This is a genomic window from Paraburkholderia sp. MM5496-R1 (assembly GCF_050436205.1).
Classification (GTDB): domain Bacteria; phylum Pseudomonadota; class Gammaproteobacteria; order Burkholderiales; family Burkholderiaceae; genus Paraburkholderia; species Paraburkholderia tuberum.
The window spans coordinates 1,768,327-1,784,971 of sequence record NZ_JBNDLT010000003.1 but is presented as its reverse complement, the minus strand read 5'-3'; the positions used below and the strand labels follow the sequence as shown (position 1 = coordinate 1,784,971).

At 63.4% G+C, this 16,645-nt stretch carries 11 protein-coding genes and 2 pseudogenes; 6 read left to right on the top strand and 7 right to left on the bottom strand.

Translation table 11 applies throughout. From position 1 onward, the window contains the following. Positions 1-193: 193 nt before the first annotated feature. Positions 194-1,597, top strand: coding sequence for an L-lactate MFS transporter (locus OKW38_RS34455; protein ID WP_429365121.1), 1,404 nt, complete (start codon positions 194-196; stop codon positions 1,595-1,597). Positions 1,598-1,607: 10 nt separating this feature from the next. After that, positions 1,608-1,736, top strand: a complete 129-nt coding sequence (locus OKW38_RS34450; protein WP_090809263.1) for an MFS transporter small subunit — start codon at positions 1,608-1,610, stop codon at positions 1,734-1,736. A gap of 76 nt (positions 1,737-1,812) precedes the next feature. On the opposite strand, the gene OKW38_RS34445 is transcribed toward OKW38_RS34450, so the two are convergent. The 3 genes from OKW38_RS34445 to OKW38_RS34435 form a co-directional block, all read right to left on the bottom strand. After that, positions 1,813-2,847, bottom strand: a complete 1,035-nt coding sequence (locus OKW38_RS34445; protein WP_187619448.1) for an SGNH/GDSL hydrolase family protein — start codon at positions 2,845-2,847, stop codon at positions 1,813-1,815. A gap of 131 nt (positions 2,848-2,978) precedes the next feature. Then, a complete protein-coding gene (locus tag OKW38_RS34440) occupies positions 2,979-3,404 on the bottom strand; it encodes a DUF3830 family protein (RefSeq protein ID WP_018424716.1) in 426 nt (141 codons plus the stop codon). A gap of 300 nt (positions 3,405-3,704) precedes the next feature. Further along, a complete protein-coding gene (locus tag OKW38_RS34435; protein ID WP_429365120.1) occupies positions 3,705-4,616 on the bottom strand; it encodes a helix-turn-helix domain-containing protein in 912 nt (303 codons plus the stop codon). Positions 4,617-4,798: 182 nt separating this feature from the next. Here OKW38_RS34435 and OKW38_RS34430 point away from each other — a divergent pair, with 182 nt between their 5' ends. Beyond that, positions 4,799-5,800: an autoinducer binding domain-containing protein gene (locus tag OKW38_RS34430; RefSeq protein ID WP_429365119.1), complete on the top strand. Its 1,002-nt coding sequence runs from the start codon at positions 4,799-4,801 to the stop codon at positions 5,798-5,800. A 76-nt stretch (positions 5,801-5,876) separates the two neighbouring features. Here the strand turns inward: OKW38_RS34430 and OKW38_RS34425 are convergent, their stop codons facing one another. The 4 genes from OKW38_RS34425 to OKW38_RS34410 form a co-directional block, all read right to left on the bottom strand. Then, the gene (locus tag OKW38_RS34425) at positions 5,877-6,638 is read right to left on the bottom strand and encodes an ABC transporter permease (RefSeq protein ID WP_184060479.1); all 762 of its coding nucleotides are present in this window, start codon (positions 6,636-6,638) and stop codon (positions 5,877-5,879) included. Beyond that, entirely contained in the window at positions 6,635-7,561 is a 927-nt protein-coding gene (locus tag OKW38_RS34420; protein ID WP_090810431.1) for an ABC transporter ATP-binding protein, read from the bottom strand. The genes OKW38_RS34425 and OKW38_RS34420 overlap by 4 nt, the downstream gene beginning before the upstream one ends. A gap of 256 nt (positions 7,562-7,817) precedes the next feature. After that, positions 7,818-9,512: a tannase/feruloyl esterase family alpha/beta hydrolase gene (locus OKW38_RS34415; protein WP_429365118.1), complete on the bottom strand. Its 1,695-nt coding sequence runs from the start codon at positions 9,510-9,512 to the stop codon at positions 7,818-7,820. Then, entirely contained in the window at positions 9,509-10,624 is a 1,116-nt protein-coding gene (locus tag OKW38_RS34410) for an OpgC domain-containing protein (RefSeq protein WP_429365117.1), read from the bottom strand. The genes OKW38_RS34415 and OKW38_RS34410 overlap by 4 nt, the downstream gene beginning before the upstream one ends. A 66-nt stretch (positions 10,625-10,690) precedes the next feature. Between OKW38_RS34410 and OKW38_RS34405 the strand changes: the two are divergent. The 3 genes and pseudogenes from OKW38_RS34405 to OKW38_RS34395 form a co-directional block, all read left to right on the top strand. Next, positions 10,691-10,759, top strand: a pseudogene (locus OKW38_RS34405) (transposase); the annotation flags it as partial. 124 nt (positions 10,760-10,883) lie between these two features. Next, positions 10,884-10,970: pseudogene (locus tag OKW38_RS34400) on the top strand (IS6 family transposase); the annotation flags it as partial. Positions 10,971-11,869: 899 nt separating this feature from the next. Continuing rightward, positions 11,870-16,627: a YadA-like family protein gene (locus tag OKW38_RS34395; RefSeq protein WP_429365116.1), complete on the top strand. Its 4,758-nt coding sequence runs from the start codon at positions 11,870-11,872 to the stop codon at positions 16,625-16,627. Positions 16,628-16,645: the final 18 nt, after the last annotated feature.

Here is a 16,645-nt window from a genome sequence, read left to right as displayed (position 1 = left end):
CCGATTCATATTGCGAAGCCATCGTCCACGTCCTATTGTCGAGCCAGGCGCGATTTTGGGTACGTGGATCCAGGTCATATGAAATGAAAGTACATATAGCGATGACGCGACGGCGTGTGCAAGTTACACTCCGCCGCCTCAAGGTATATGCACGAAGCGCCGATAAACAGAACAACTGTAAGGAGACCCACTTATGAGTAGCATCAGCGAGCCGGGCGGCCAACGAGGCTCAGCCCCATTTTTTTCCAAACAGGCCACCGTCGCACAGCCCGGCTTTTCGCGCTGGATGGTGCCCCCCGCGGCGCTCGCCGTGCATCTGTGCATCGGTCAGGCCTATGCGTTCTCGGTATTCAACGGACCGCTGACCAAAGTGATCGGCATCACCCAGTCCGCGCCCGATGACTGGTCGCTGACCTCGCTCGGCTGGATCTTTTCGCTCGCGATCGTGTTCCTCGGTTTGTCGGCGGCATTCGCGGGCAAATGGCTCGAACACGTCGGTCCGCGCCGCACCATGTTCACGGCAGCATGCTGTTTCGGCGGCGGGTTCCTGGTGTCCGCGCTCGGCGTCTATCTGCATCAGATCGTGCTGCTATATCTCGGTTACGGCGTGATCGGCGGGATCGGGCTGGGGCTCGGTTATGTGTCGCCGGTGTCGACGCTGATCCGCTGGTTCCCGGACCGCCGCGGCATGGCGACCGGCATGGCGATCATGGGCTTCGGTGGCGGCGCGATGATCGCGGCGCCGTTGTCGGTCGCGCTGATGAACCACTTTCATAGCGCAACGAGCGTGGGCGTCGCGGAGACCTTCGTCGTGCTCGGCATCGTCTACTTCATCTCGATGACGGTCGGCGCGCTCGCGATCCGCGTGCCGCCGGCCGACTGGAAGCCGGCCGGCTGGACGCCGCCCGAAGTCACGCAGCACCGGCTGATCTCGCGCAACCACGTGCATATCGATCAGGCGTTGAAAACACCGCAGTTCTATCTGATCTGGTTCGTGCTGTTCCTGAACGTGACGGCCGGGATCGGCGTTCTCGGCCAGGCCTCGGTGATGATCCAGGAGAGCTTCAAGAACACCGTGACGGCATCCGCTGCGGCCGGCTTCGTCGGATTGCTGTCGCTGTTCAACATGGGTGGACGTTTCGTGTGGTCGTCGGCATCGGACTGGATCGGTCGCAAGAACACCTACGCCATCTTCTTCGTGCTCGGCGCGGTGCTCTACTACTTCGTGCCCAGCTTTGCCGCGAACGGACAGATCGCGCTGTTCGTGCTGACGTACTGCGTCATCCTGTCCATGTACGGCGGCGGCTTCGCGACGGTGCCGGCCTATCTCGCCGACATGTTCGGTACAGCGTTCGTCGGCGGCATTCATGGACGGCTCCTGACCGCGTGGGCGGCGGCGGGTGTAGCGGGTCCGGTGCTCGTCAATTACATCCGCGCATATGAAGTCGCGAACGGTGTCGCCAAAGCGGACGCGTACACGATGACCGTGCACATCATGGCCGTGCTGCTCGTGATCGGCTTTATCTGCAACCTGCTGGTCAAGCGTGTGGATGAGAAGCACCACATGACCGATGCACAAGTCGCCAAGGGCGCGTGAGGAGATCCGTATGTCGACCGTTCAAACCGTACATCCGACCAACAAGGTGATGCTCGCGGTGTTCTGGGTGTATGTGATGATTCCGCTTGCCTGGGGGGTGATCAATACGCTGACGCAGGCGATGAAGTTGTTCAAGTGATGACCTGATGGGGTGCGCACCCCGGCCTGGTTGAGGGGCGGGGTGCCGACAGCGCGCCCCGCCGCAGTATCCCCCCTCACCGCCCCAACCCACTATGCGCGATCTGCTGCTCGACGAACTGCGCAAACAACGCATGCATATGCGTCGTCGGATGCAAATCATCCGCGAACATGTAAGTCTGATCCGCATTGGCGCTCACGTAGGTTGCCGGCGAACATAGCAGCGCGGTGTCATCGGGCGTTTTCTTCGGATCGCAGGCCTGCCCCGTATTCGATACGGTAAAACCGTTCGCCTGAAAGCTTCCGATGACCTGATTCGTCCACGTGTACGAATCGACCTCGATCACCTTCGACTGCAGGCCATCGGTTTGCAACGCGGCGTTCAACGTAGCGTTGAAAAGCTGCGACAACTGCGTGAGGTTCGCGCCACCATCGGCCGAAGCGAGCCCCTTCGGCGACAGCCCGATGTTCGGCAGATTGATCACCACCACATGCGCGCCGCCGTTCTGCACGATCTGCCCGACGAGCTGGGCGAGCGTCGTGGCCGCCGCCTGCACGATCGGCGCCGCGGCGGGCAGGTTGCCGGCGCGGAGCACATCGTTCGCGCCCACCCACACGAGCACGAGCTGATTGGCGTTGAAGCTGCCGTGAGCGCTCAGATAACTCGACAGTTGCTGATTGACAGGCATTTCGATGTTGCCGATGACGTCGCTCAGATAGTCGTACTGGTTCGCCGGCGTCGCCACCGTCGAGCCGCCTTCCGCATAACCGAGGCCGCTCTGCGCACTCAGCTTATGCGTGAAATCGATCGTGAACGCGGCGCTGAGCGTATCGCCGTAGTATTGCGCGACGTCCTGGGCCCACACCTGGCCGGGATTGGTCGTGAAACGGCCGCCTCCCACCGCGCTCGCGAGCGGCGCATAAGTCCCGACGTCCGACAGGCTGTCGCCGAACGACACGACCTGCAGCTTGACGCCGCCAGCCGGCTCGGCCGCCGTGCTGCCGCCGCTACTCGACCCGCCGCTGCCGTTACCGCCCCCGCCGCAAGCCGAGAGCAGCACGATCGACATGGCAAAAACTACAGCGCGGACCTTGTCATTTATGCCTCGCATTTGCTCCTCCTCGCCGGGCGGGCCAGTGGTGTCGAGTGCCTCACGTGCATGGTCGGTGCCGGATCGGTACCTGACCGCACGCGGCTCTTCGAACAAGCATCGCGTATGCCCAGCAAGGAAATGCGGCTCGCTCAAAGCCTCTCGAACACCACCTCCTGCGCGCCTTCCCACAGCACCTTCGTGCCGAGCTCGCGCAGTTTTTCCTTGCCTTCGACGATCGTCAGAAAATGATTGCCCGCGAGTTGCCCCATCTTGCTCGCAAAGCAGCATGAACCATATGCGAGGATGATCTCGGTCTCGCTATAGCCGCCCGGATAGAACAGGATGTCGCCGACCGATGGATGGCTCGTGTGATTCTCGAAGCCGACCGCGACGCCGTCGTTCTCGAGCTTGAATTCGCCGAGCGGCACCCAGCAGCCCTCACCGCTCCAGCGCACATGGATCAGCTTCTGCCGGTACGGCAGCAGCTTCAGGAACGCGGCCACGGTCTGCGGCGCATCGGGATGGGTTTCGGCGATGAAGGCGTGGCCGCAGGCGGTCATCTTGAGTCGGGTCATGGCGCGTTATCCGGTATGTGGGGTTCAAAAGCGGTTCGATTCTGTCGTCCGATGCAAGGTTTCGACAGATACAGTTGTCGGCGCCGCGGTCAGTCCAGTTAGACCACGTCCGATCGCGGGCGGCCGGCCGAACCGCGAAGCGTTGCGCCACGTGCCATGCCAGTTTGCACCGCGCGCCGCCACGAAAGTTCGTAGTTTGCAAGCCGCGCAATGCAAAGCACACTGCGCAAGTGCGTGATTCCGACTGTAGAAAGGCGAGCCGCTACGGCGTGCGCAGGCAAGCATCAGCCGGCGTGCATCTCAAGCGCGCAGCCGGTAGGCGAGCGGCGTCGCACCATAGCCACGCTTGAACTGCACGGAGAAATGACTGGCATTCTCGAAGCCAACTTCGAGCGCGATTTGCAGCACGGTTCGATCCGTGGCGCGCAGCAGCCTCGCCGCTTCCTCGAGCCGCAAGCGCGTCACGAACTGATGCGGCGTCTCCCCGGTCTCGCGGCGAAACACCCGAGAAAAATGAAAACTGCTTAGACCGGCCTGCTCGGCCAGTTCGGCGATCGCCAGATCTTCGGCGAGATTGGTGCGGATGTACTCGGTCACTCGGCGAATCCGGCGCGGCACCAGCCGTTCGGGCCGCGTCGCGCCGCCGCGCCGCGCGTCGTTGCCGCTCGAATAGTGCTGCAGCAGGTGCGCGGCGAGCGCGTGAGCCAGCGTATCGACATACAGACGCGAATCGGCCGGATCGCGGGCGGCGCGATGCAGCGCGGCAAGCATCGCGGCGATCAGCGGATCGTGGAAGCGCATCGCGTCGCCGAGCGACAGTTCACGCGACGCGTCGAGCCCCATCTGTTGCGCGACGCTGTCGATCAAATCGCGCTCGATGTGCACGTGCAACGTAGACAACGGCTCGTCGCTGATCGAATGCCAGCGCCACGAGATCGGCGTGGGCGGCACGAACCACAGGTCGTTCACGCGCATATCGGCGCTTTCCCAAGCACCGCCGAGGTTGCGTTCGAGATGCTCGGCGCCGCTCGCGAGCGTCATCAGCGTGAAGTCGCGCAAACCGGGCGCTTCAAGCAGGTCTTGCCGCACCGGCTCGAGATACGAGCGCAGCACCAGATGCCGCCACTCGCGATCCACGCTCGACACGAGTCGCTGGCCGGCCATGTAGCGGTCGTAGGCGAGCGTCGTCGTGAGCTTGGGAATTCGTGCCATCACATCCCCTCGAAGGAGGTGCCGTATGGAAGGAGAAACGCCGCCGTACCCGTATTGCCGGTCCACTGTCAGCGCAAGATCACAAAAATGATAGCAAGGAACCGGCTACCGACCTTTCACGAAATCGCTAATCATTGAGGTTGTCGTCTTTCACGCGTTTAGAACGCCGGAGCTACCGTTTCATGGAACATGAATGCGATACGCTGCCGCAATGGCTGACCGGCTCGCCGCAAGGCGAAGCCGGGCACGCGTCGGCAGCACACCCGAGAGCGGCATCCGCCCAACCGGCTTACCCGGCCGGCGCGCGGCACGCCGCGCAATCAGCCCACGCGGCTGAAGCAGTGAAGATGTCTCCCCGCGCCGCGAATGGTGCGGGTCGCAGTGGCTTTCTGACTCTGTTCACCGAGGAAGAAATCGGCACGCCGTCGCCCGCGGCGCGGCGGGCCGCGCCGCTGATCGGTCCGCTCGGACGGTTCGGCAGCGCGCAGGACCGCATGGAGTTCGTGCGTCGGCGCATCAGGCAATTGGGCTTCGACTCGTTCAGCTATACCGCCACGCGCACGTCTTCGCATCACAAGACCATGTTCGTGTTGACGAGCTACGAGTCGCAGGCATGGCTCACGCGCTATTTCCGCGAGCGCTATTTCGAGCTCGATCCGCGCGTCGCGCTCGCGTCGCCGACCGGCATGCCGTTTCTGTGGAATACCGCCGACCTGCGCGCCGACCTGCCGCGCGCGCAGCTGCGCAGCGAGCGGCTCGGCGCGCTGATCGACATGCTGGAGGCGACCGGCCGCAAGAGCGGCATTCTCACGCAGATGCCGCTGCCGGGGCCGGAGCTGAGCGCGAGCCTGTGCTTCAATTCGGAGATCGGCAACCCGCGCTGGATGACCGAATCGATCGTCGCGGAAACGCTGATGTTCGCGCACTCGATTCATGAGTTCATCTGGATGCACGCGAAAAGCGTGATCGGCATCGCGCCCGCGCAGCAGCAGCGCGTCGCGCTGAGCACGCTGCAGCACGCGGTGCTGAAGGCGGTCGTGCAGGGGCAGCGCGACAAGGAAATCGCGTATTTCCTCGGGCTGTCGCCGCATAACGTCGACTATCATCTGCGGCGCTTGCGGCAGCTGTTCAACGTGCGCAACCGCGTGCAGTTGATCAATGTCGCGCAGGCGTATCTGTTGTAGTCGGCGTCTGCGCGTATCGATGAAGAGGGCGCGACGGCTTTTCGCTGTCGCGCCCTCTGCTAATCGCGCGGTCTTATCAGCTTTTCAAGCGATAGCCGGTCCTGAAGATCCAGCCGACGATCACGAGGAACACCGCGAGGAACAGCAGTGTCATGCCGAGACTCAGGCCGACGCCGACGTCGCCCAACTCGTAGAAGCTCCAGCGAAATCCGCTGACCAGATAAACGATCGGATTGAACAGCGTGACGGCGTGCCAGAACGGCGGCAGCATGTCCACCGAATAGAAGGCGCCGCCGAGAAACGTGAGCGGCGTGACGATTAGGAGCGGCACCAGTTGCAGCTTCTCGAAGCTGTCCGCCCAGATGCCGATGATGAAGCCGAGCAGACTGAACGTGACGGCCGTCAGCACGAGAAACAGCACCATCCATAATGGATGCATGATCTGCAACGGCACGAACAGCGCGGCGGTCGCGAGAATGATGAGCCCGAGCAGGATCGACTTGGTGGCCGCCGCGCCCACATAGCTGACGACGATCTCCAGATACGATACGGGCGCCGACAGCAGCTCGTAGATCGTGCCCGTGAAACGCGGGAAGTAAATCCCGAACGACGCGTTCGCGATGCTTTGCGACAGCAGCGACAACATGATCAGACCCGGCACGATGAACGCGCCGTAGCTGATGCCCTCCACTTCCTTGATACGCGAGCCGATCGCCGAGCCGAACACGACGAAGTACAGCGACGTGGAAATCACCGGCGCGATGATGCTTTGCATCAGCGTGCGCCACGTGCGCGCCATTTCGAACTTGTAGATCGCGCGCATTGCGTAGATGTTCATGGGTTCCCCCGCAGCAGACTGACGAAAATGTCTTCGAGCGAACTCTGCGTGGTGTGCAGGTCCTTGAAGCGGATACCGGCGTCGTCGAGCGATTTCAGCAGCGCGATGATGTCGGTGCGCCCGCCCTCGCCTTCATAGGTGTAGGTCAGTTCGTTGCCGCCGTTCGCGACCGCGAGCCCGTAGCCGGCGAGCGAAGCCGGCACCGTGTCGAGGGGGCTCTCCAGTTGCAGCGTCAACTGCTTCGTGCCGAGCTTGCGCATCAGCTCGGTCTTCTCTTCGACCAGCATGATTTCGCCCGCGTTGATCACGCCGATGCGGTCGGCCATCTCCTCGGCTTCGTCGATGTAATGCGTGGTCAGGATGATCGTCACGCCGCTCGCCGCGAGCGAGCGCACGAGCTTCCACATGTCGCGCCGCAGCTCGACGTCGACGCCGGCGGTCGGCTCGTCGAGAAACAGCACGCGCGGCTCGTGCGACAGCGCCTTCGCGATCAACACGCGCCGCTTCATGCCGCCCGACAGCGTGATGATCTTGTTGTCGCGCTTCTCCCATAGCGACAGGTCGCGCAGCACTTTCTCGATGTAAGCGGGATTCTTCGGCTTGCCGAACAGGCCGCGGCTGAACGACACGGTGGCCCAGACGGTTTCGAACGCGTCCGTGGTCAACTCCTGCGGCACGAGGCCGATCAGCGAGCGGGCCGCGCGATAGTTGGAGCCGATGTCGTGGCCGTCCACCGTCACGCCGCCTTCGCTCGCGTTGACGATGCCGCAGACGATGCTGATCAGCGTGGTCTTGCCCGCGCCGTTCGGCCCGAGCAGCGCGAAGATTTCTCCACGGTGGATCGCCAGATTGATGTTCTTCAGTGCCTGAAAACCGCTGGCATAGGTTTTCGACAGATTCGTGACCGAAACGATTGGCTGCATGGACTCGATGATGGCCGACACCGCTGTTGAATGACAGGAAACGGCGCGAAGGAACGCGCCGCATCCGCAATGTAATGGAAAGTGCGAAAGCGTGCAGCGCACGCGAGCGGACGAACAGATCGTGCGGTTGCGGCGCTACGTGCGCGAAAAGGCGGTGGCGCTCGGGCTATCGGCTCGTCGGGCGTGGGCCCCGGCTCGGTCCGCACGTTTTCTAGCGCGGCTCGCCGGTCAAACAGGCGCTGCGACGACTCAGACCTCAAGGCTGCGCACAGACAAAACTACTCGCCAGATTTACATTGCCTCGGCCGAGATAGCGCGGAAACCCGGGATAGCGGCACAGCGGCCGCGAGCGTCCATTCGTCGCCGCGGCGAGATCTGTGGCCATCAGCGTTTCGGGCGCGACGCCGCGCGTGACCCACGCGTCGAGCGCCCCGAGCAGATCGACCGATGGAATGAACACGCCGTTGCCATGCTGAAACCCCGGCACCATGTACAGCCGCATGAAGCGATCCACCTCGTCCTTGCCGAAACGCGCGACTAGCGCGTCGTGATATGCGATCGTCTGGTTCGGGCTGATCACTTCGTCGGCGAGACCCTGCAGCGTGATCAGCTTGCCGCCGCGCGCGATGTAACGCGACAGGTCGGGGTTCATCGCGCCGATCGTGCCCGACAGCGCGATCAGTCGCGCGCGATATTTGCCGGGGCGTTGCGAATCGAACGTCAACGAATCGAAGTCCGCATCGCGCGCGACGAAGTAGCGCAGATAGCCGTCGCCTTGCGCGAACAGATAGCCGTTCGCATAGAACGTCGGCACCGGTTGACGCCGCGGCTGATGCGCGAGCCCGAGCGCGCCGGTCAGTTGCGTGCCCTGGAACACGTTGTAGCCGCGATAGCCGCTCACGTCCCACGCGAGCCGATACGGCAGCGACAGCCCGTCGCGCATCGCCAGCAAGGTGGCCAGTTGCGCGTCGGTCAGACACGCATCGTCAGATGAAAGGCGCAGCGCGCAACGCAGCGAATCGACAATTTGCGCTTCGTGCGCGCGACATGCTTCGACGTCGCTGACGATGCCGTCGGCCATGCCGTCGAGCCGGTCGCACACCTCGAGCGTGCGTTGATAGACGCGTTCGAGCAGCGCCGGCGGCACGAAGCCGCCCGGCGTACCGTACTCGGCCTGGCCGAGCTTCACGCCGATCAGCCGCACGCCGGAAAAATTCAGCGCGGGCGCATTGGCGATCACGCCGTCGTAGTCGTCGGGGAAGCGCTGCATCACCGTGTAGCCTTCGCGGCCCCCCGTCGAGCCGCCGGCAAAATACATGCGCTGCGGCGGCCTGCCGTACGCGTGCGCGATCAACGCGAGCGCGACGTCATGGGTTTTCTTCAGATGCGCGTAGCCGAAGTTCGTCACCGCTTCATCGACGAGACCAAACGCCGCGAGCGACGAATCGCCGACATGCCCCGAGTCGTCACCGAACGTCGCGTAGCCTTGCGCGAGCGGCGCGCGATCCGGCGAGAACGGCATCACGCCGGTGCCGCTGACAACCACGCCGTTGTACCCGCCGCCGCCGATCTGCAACGCACGGCCATTCCAGCGACTCGGCAGATTCAGATCGAAGCGGATGTCGGGCGTTGTCCGATTCAGCGCCTTGATGCGGCCCGTGATGCGGCAATACTCGCCGCCTTGCTGATTGCCCGGCGCGGTCGCGCCGATCATCGCCGCGCTTTCGATCAGCGCGCCGGCCGTCGGCATCTCGATCAATTCGGGCGACAGCACCGCGCCCGCGAACTCCGCGCAGTGCATCGCGAACGGTGTCTCTTTGGCCTGCGCGGCCGTGCGATGCATCGCGAGCCACGCGAGCACGACAACGCTCATCACGGTCGCGAGTCCAACGAGCTTGCGCGTCGTGCGCATCGTGGTCGTGATGCGCACGCGGCGCTCGCGTCGTGTCATCCGCAACCCGCGCCATTCGCCTGTGCGCCCGACTGCTGCCCTTTCCAGCCGCTCCAGCCGCGCGCGATCATCAGCAGCGCGCCGATCGCCGCGAGGTCGCCGCCGAGCCCGACCAGCACCGCGCGAAAACCGTGAAACGTGTGCGGTGTCGCCGTGTCGATGATCAACGACACCAGCGTGCCGGTCACGAAGCACACGAGTCCGGTGCGCCCCACCGTCACGACGGCGGGCAGCCGCCTCGCTAGCCACGCGATACTGCCCATCCGCACGAACTGGGCGGCGAGCCACGCGATGACGATGAAATTGATCACACGTTCCACTGAAAGATTCTGCTTGTGCGTGCCGGACAAAGGCTGCGTCAGCACGAAAAGTTTGACCATCGCAAAGCCAAGCACCGCGACCACCGCGACGCGCGTGAGCCACTGCGCGGTATAGCTCGCATGAAAACGTTCGCTGATCGGCTGCACGCGGCACAGCATACCGAGCACGAACATCAGTTGCCACGCAAACGGATTAAAAGCCCAGTCGGCGACGGCGTCAATGCTGAATAACGCGGCGAGCGGCCTCGCGACGGCCCACACCGCGACGCTCACCGCGAGCCCGAGCGATGCAGAGCGGCGCGCGAGCGGCACCATCACGGGCACGCATAGCGCGAACAGCACGTACATCGGCAGCACGCTGGACAGATACGGTTGCCGGCGCAACAGCGCGATATCGAATGCTTGACGCCATGGCTGCAACGCGAACGGCGGCCAGCCGGTCATTTCTACCATCGGCCGATTCAGATCGAGCAGCGCGAGAATCGCGCCGGACACGAGCGTCAGCACCGCCGTCAACAGATACGCGCGATAGATCTCCCCGCAGCGTTTGAGGAAGCGCAGCTGCGCCGCGTGTTCGCCGCGATGCGCAAGCACCGCCGTATACGCCGCCGCCGATGCATAGCCGCCGAGAAACACGAACACCTCGGCCGAATCGCACAACGCGTACGCGTGCAGCATCAGATGCGATAGCGTGCTGCCGGGAATGTGATCGAGCACGATGACGATCAGCACGATACCGCGAAAAAAATCGACTTCGACCGATCGTCCACGGCCACGGCCTGGGGTTTCCATTCGTCTTCTCGAAGAATGCGCGCTGGCGGCACGCAAGAACGTCAATGGCCACGCATCAGCGGGTGCGATCCTGAACGCACGCAGGCTTTCTTATCGAGCTTCGGTCCGATCCGTCAGCACTTCGCGCTCAAGCGAAGGCCGGCATGACCAGCCGGATGACGGGCTGTTTGCTAAAGGGATCGGTGGCTGGCGGAAACCATGTCGCACTCCTGTCCTCAACTAACCGCTTGACCACAGTTGCTCCGCGGCGTGCACGGCAGAAGTATTTGTGACGTTGCGCGGCGAGCCTTACCTGCTGTGGCGCGCTGTTGATCAACACGGGACTGAACTCGATATCTTCATGGAGGATGGCGGCTCTCAGCGTTCTTTCCCGCTCGAGAAACTCCAGCTGCAGGCGAGTCTGCCGGAGAGCGAAATCGGTATAGCGATCCTCGACGTAGTCCGTGACCGTCGATTTCAGCACAACGCCGGTCAACAGCACCAGGACAAACGAGACCGCGACGCCCGCGCCCATGACGAGCGTCCGCTGATAGCGGTTCAGCCTGCTCGGCTCATCAACGCGTGAGTCGCCGTTGAGCGTGTGAACCACGCGTCCATGCCTGCTGGAATCTGTGCTCTGTGATGGCATGGCGGACCTGAATCAGGGACGCAAGGAATGATTTCCGCATCATACGGCGATTCCGACTCGTTGCGTGTTTGATGTCGATTGAGCCGCCTGTGGCGGGCGGCGTTGCGGTTTGCGCCTGTCCCCGCCTTCACTTCTGGTCGTCGCCTGTTACGTGAAGCTCGACTGAAACCCGTTCGGCGCGCGGTTGCACTCGTCAGCGCAAGCATTGGCGACGGGCATCGCTGAACTGTTGATAGTTGATGAAACACATAGGGCACCCTTTCCACTATCTGCCGTCCCGTCAAGATTTCTGACCTTGCCACGCTCTCCGCGTTAGCAGGCAGTGCCGCCATCTCAAGCGCTGCAGCGCTCAAATACCGGCCCGCGCCGATTCGGACCGGTCCTATTTTTATCCAATCTCAAAAATATAGACTGAACCCAGTTACAGAGATTTAGCAAAGGCCTGCCCCAGATTGACTCGGCAGAAATCTGGCCGATTCTTACTGCGGCCATGAGCTTTCTGGATCGTCATCGCCCCCGTTTTTGCAGCTGATATCGAACAGCAAGAAATGGCAACGGCGATTTGGCATTAGTTCGCATACCTCAGTTCTTTTTCAAACTTTAAAAGGAATCATGTCATGAACAAGTCCTATGTCAGCATCTGGAGTGAAGCCCTTGGGTCGTGGGTGGCTGCATCCGAGCACACTGCACGTCGCGGCAAGCGCAGCAAGTCACGCTGCGTGATGGGTAGCATCGGCGTAGCCTTGGGTGTGATTGCCGGCTACAGTGGGAATGCTGCTGCTAAAGTTGCGAACCCTATTGGCGCCTATGGCAACATTGCTATTGACAATTCGACCAGCACCGCCGTCGCTGCTTCTGCCAGCACTCCTGGATCGATAGCGATTGGTGCTGGTGCAAACGCTAAAGGCGACGTTAATTATGACGGTAGCTCGGCCATTGCCATCGGCGATTCAGCCGAGGCGAACGGGGGTGGCACGATTGCGCTCGGCGAAATGGCCGTTGTCAACGGTGATCGCTCGGCAGCTTTCGGCCCAGCTTCAACCGTGAGTGCCTCAGATTCTGTGGCGCTCGGTTTCGGGAGCACGGTCACCGCGACCAATAGCGTAGCTTTGGGCGTGAATTCGGTGGCCGACCGGGCGAATACGGTGTCGGTAGGCACGTCCACCGGCCAACGCCAGATTGTGAACCTGGCTGCAGGTACCCAAAGTACGGATGCCGTCAATCTGAGCCAGCTCGGCGGAGTGGTGAATGCGCTAGGCGGTGGGGCGGCGATCGAGTCGGACGGCACGATCAGCGCGCCGAGCTACAGCGTGGGCGGTACGACGGTCAACAACGTGGGTGACGCGTTTGCCAACATCGACGAAAGCGTGCGCCGCAACGCCACATTGATGGATAACCTCAACGATGGCCTAGTGATGATCCACAACATCGCGCTCGACAACAGCAAGGACATCGCGATCAACAAAGCCGACATCACGAAGATGAGTGGCGACATCACGAACGTCACCAACAGCCTGAACGACGGCACGATCGGTCTGGTGCAGCACGACGCAGCGACCCGGAACATAACGGTGGCCAGGGATCTGGACGGCACGACGGTGGATTTCGGTGGCACTGAGGGCGCGCGCACGCTGAGCGGCGTGAAGGCCGGTGCGCTGAGCGACACCAGCACCGAAGCGGTGAACGGTTCGCAGCTGTACGCCACGAACCAGCAGGTGGACCAGAACACCAACTTGATCACCAGCCTGGACGACCAGGTGACGAATATCGGTGGCCAGGTCACCGACGTGTACGAGAAGGGCACGAAGTACTTCCACGCGAACTCGACGGGTGAGGATTCGTCGGCAGTGGGTCAGGATTCGGTGGCGATCGGTATGGGCGCGGTGTCGAACAACACGAATGATGTGGCGCTGGGCGCCTCTGCCACGGCCAGCGGGGGAAACTCGACTGCAATCGGTAATCACGCTCAGGCGGCAGCCGCCTACGCCACTGCGCTTGGTCAGGCGGCTGCTGCAAGCGGGTTCGTCGCAACTGCGATCGGTTCGTCCGCTGAGGCGGCAGGCGACCACGCCACTGCGGTTGGTGCAATGGCTGATGCGGCAGGCGCCTCAGCCACTGCGATCGGTACGTCCGCTCAGGCGGCAGGCGGCTGGGCCATTGCGATCGGTTCGCACGCTCAGGCGGCAGGCATAGATGCTATTGCGCTTGGTGCGTACGCTGCTACGACCGTGGATAGGGCAACGGCACTGGGCGCCGATGCTTCTGCAACGGAGAAGGGCTCGGTAGCGCTGGGCGCAGGCTCGACGACGTCTGCGGCGGTGGGCACCAGTGGAGCGACCATCGGCGGGACGGATTATGCGTTCGCCGGTGCGAACCCGGCGAGCACGGTGAGCGTGGGCAGCGCAGGTAACGAGCGCACGATCACGAACGTGGCCGCAGGCCGCCTGAGCGCGACGAGCACGGACGCGGTGAACGGTTCACAGTTGCACGCGACCAACCTGAGCGTGACGGCCAACGCGACGAACATCGCGGCCAACACGGCTGCGATCACCAGCATCGACGGCCGCGTGACCAACGTGGAAGGCTCGGTCACGAACCTGACGCAGCAGCTGGACGGCGGCAGCGTCGGCCTGGTGCAGCAGGACGCGACCAGCAAGGCCATCACGGTGGCCAGGGACCTGGACGGCACGACGGTAGACTTCGGTGGAACGGAGGGCGCGCGCACGCTGAGCGGCGTGAAGGCCGGTGCGCTGAGCGACACCAGCACCGAAGCGGTGAACGGTTCGCAGCTGCACGCGACCAACCAGAACGTGACGGCCAACACGACGGCGATCACCACCATCGACGGCCGCGTGACCAACGTGGAAGGCTCGGTCACGAACCTGACGCAGCAGCTGGACGGCGGCAGCGTCGGCCTGGTGCAGCAGGACGCGACCAGCAAGGCCATCACGGTGGCCAGGGACCTGGACGGCACGACGGTGGACTTCGGTGGAACTGAGGGCGCGCGCACGCTGAGCGGCGTGAAGGCCGGTGCGCTGAGCGACACCAGCACCGAAGCGGTGAACGGTTCGCAGCTGCACGCGACCAACCAGAACGTGACGGCCAACACGACGGCGATCACCACCATCGACGGCCGCGTGACCAACGTGGAAGGCTCGGTCACGAACCTGACGCAGCAGCTGGACGGCGGTAGCGTCGGCCTGGTGCAGCAGGACGCGACCAGCAAGACCATCACGGTGGCCAGGGACCTGGACGGCACGACGGTGGATTTCGGTGGCACTGAGGGCGCGCGCACGCTGAGCGGCGTGAAGGCCGGTGCGCTGAGCGACACCAGCACCGAAACGGTGAACGGTTCGCAGCTGCACGCGACCAACCAGAACGTGACGGCCAACACGGCCAGCATTGCGGCCAACACGACGGCGATCACCACCATCGACGGCCGCGTGACCAACGTGGAAGGCTCGGTCACGAACCTGACGCAGCAGCTGGACGGCGGTAGCGTCGGCCTGGTGCAGCAGGACGCGACCAGCAAGACCATCACGGTGGCCAGGGACCTGGACGGCACGACGGTGGATTTCGGTGGCACTGAGGGCGCGCGCACGCTGAGCGGCGTGAAGGCCGGTGCGCTGAGCGACACCAGCACCGAAACGGTGAACGGTTCGCAGCTGCACGCGACCAACCAGAACGTGACGGCCAACACGGCCAGCATTGCGGCCAACACGACGGCGATCACCACCATCGACGGCCGCGTGACCAACGTGGAAGGCTCGGTCACGAACCTGACGCAGCAGCTGGACGGCGGTAGCGTCGGCCTGGTGCAGCAGGACGCGACCAGCAAGACCATCACGGTGGCCAGGGACCTGGACGGCACGACGGTGGACTTCGGTGGCACTGAGGGCGCGCGCACGCTGAGCGGCGTGAAGGCCGGTGCGCTGAGCGACACCAGCACCGAAGCGGTGAACGGTTCGCAGCTGCACGCGACCAACCAGAACGTGACGGCCAACACGGCCAGCATTGCGGCCAACACGACGGCGATCACCACCATCGACGGCCGCGTGACCAACGTGGAAGGCTCGGTCACGAACCTGACGCAGCAGCTGGACGGCGGCAGCGTCGGCCTGGTGCAGCAGGACGCGACCAGCAAGGCCATCACGGTGGCCAGGGACCTGGACGGCACGACGGTGGACTTCGGTGGCACCGATGGCGCGCGCTCGCTGAGCGGCGTTGCCGACGGTGCGATTGCAGCGGGCAGCAAGGAAGCCGTCAACGGCAGCCAGCTGTATGCGAACTCGGCGAGCGTGGCCGCTGGTCTGGGTGGCGGCTCGACCGTGAACGCGGACGGTACGGTCAGCGCGCCGAGCTACAGCGTGGGTGGTACGACCGTGCATAGCGTAGGCGATGCCGTCACCAACCTGGATGACCGGGTCACGCAGAACACCACGGACATCACGAAGCTGCAGACCCAGGTGGGCGACGTCGGAACACAACTGTCGGGCGCGGTGCAGTACGACCGTAACGTTGACGGTTCGGTGAACTTCGGTTCCGTGACGCTGGGCGGAGGCCAGAGCGCAGGTCCGGTAATCCTGACCAATGTGGCGAACGGCACGAGCCAGTATGACGCGGTGAACTACGGCCAGCTGTCGGCGTTGCAGGACCAGGTGACGGATCTCAACGGCCAGGTGAAGGATCTCGGTTCCCAGGTGTCGAACATCCAGCCGGTCACTCCGGATGTTTCGTCGTCGGACCGCAACAGTGAAGCAGTGGCTAACGCGGCGATGCCGGGTACCGGTGCGGGCAGCACGGTGGTTGGGGCAAACGCCAGCGCCGCAGCGGAGAACGCGGTGGCAGTGGGCGCCAATGCGGCGGCGACCGGCGTCAACTCGACGGCGATCGGCACGGGCTCGCAGGCTGGCAATGCGAACTCGGTGGCGTTGGGTCAGGGCTCGGTGACGGATCGCGATAACTCGGTATCGGTGGGTTCAGCGGGTCACGAACGCCAGATCACCAACGTCGCAGCGGGTACGGCGGACACGGATGCAGTCAATGTCGGTCAGATGAACAGCTCGGTCGCACAAGGCGTTCAGCAGGCCAACAACTACACCGATCAGCGTATCAACGCGACCAACCAGGCGGTCAACAATCTCGCCAGGAACGCCTACTCGGGAATCGCCGCCGCTACCGCGCTGACGATGATTCCAGAAGTCGATCAAGGCAAGAAACTGTCGTTCGGTATCGCGGCAGCGACTTACAACGGTTATCAGGCGATCGCACTGGGCGGTACGGCTCGTATCAAGGACAACATCAAGGTGAAAGCGGGTGTTGGGATGTCCGCGGGTGGCACGACTGCCGGGATTGGTGCCTCGTATCAGTGGTAAGCGGTCGGCGGGAAAGGG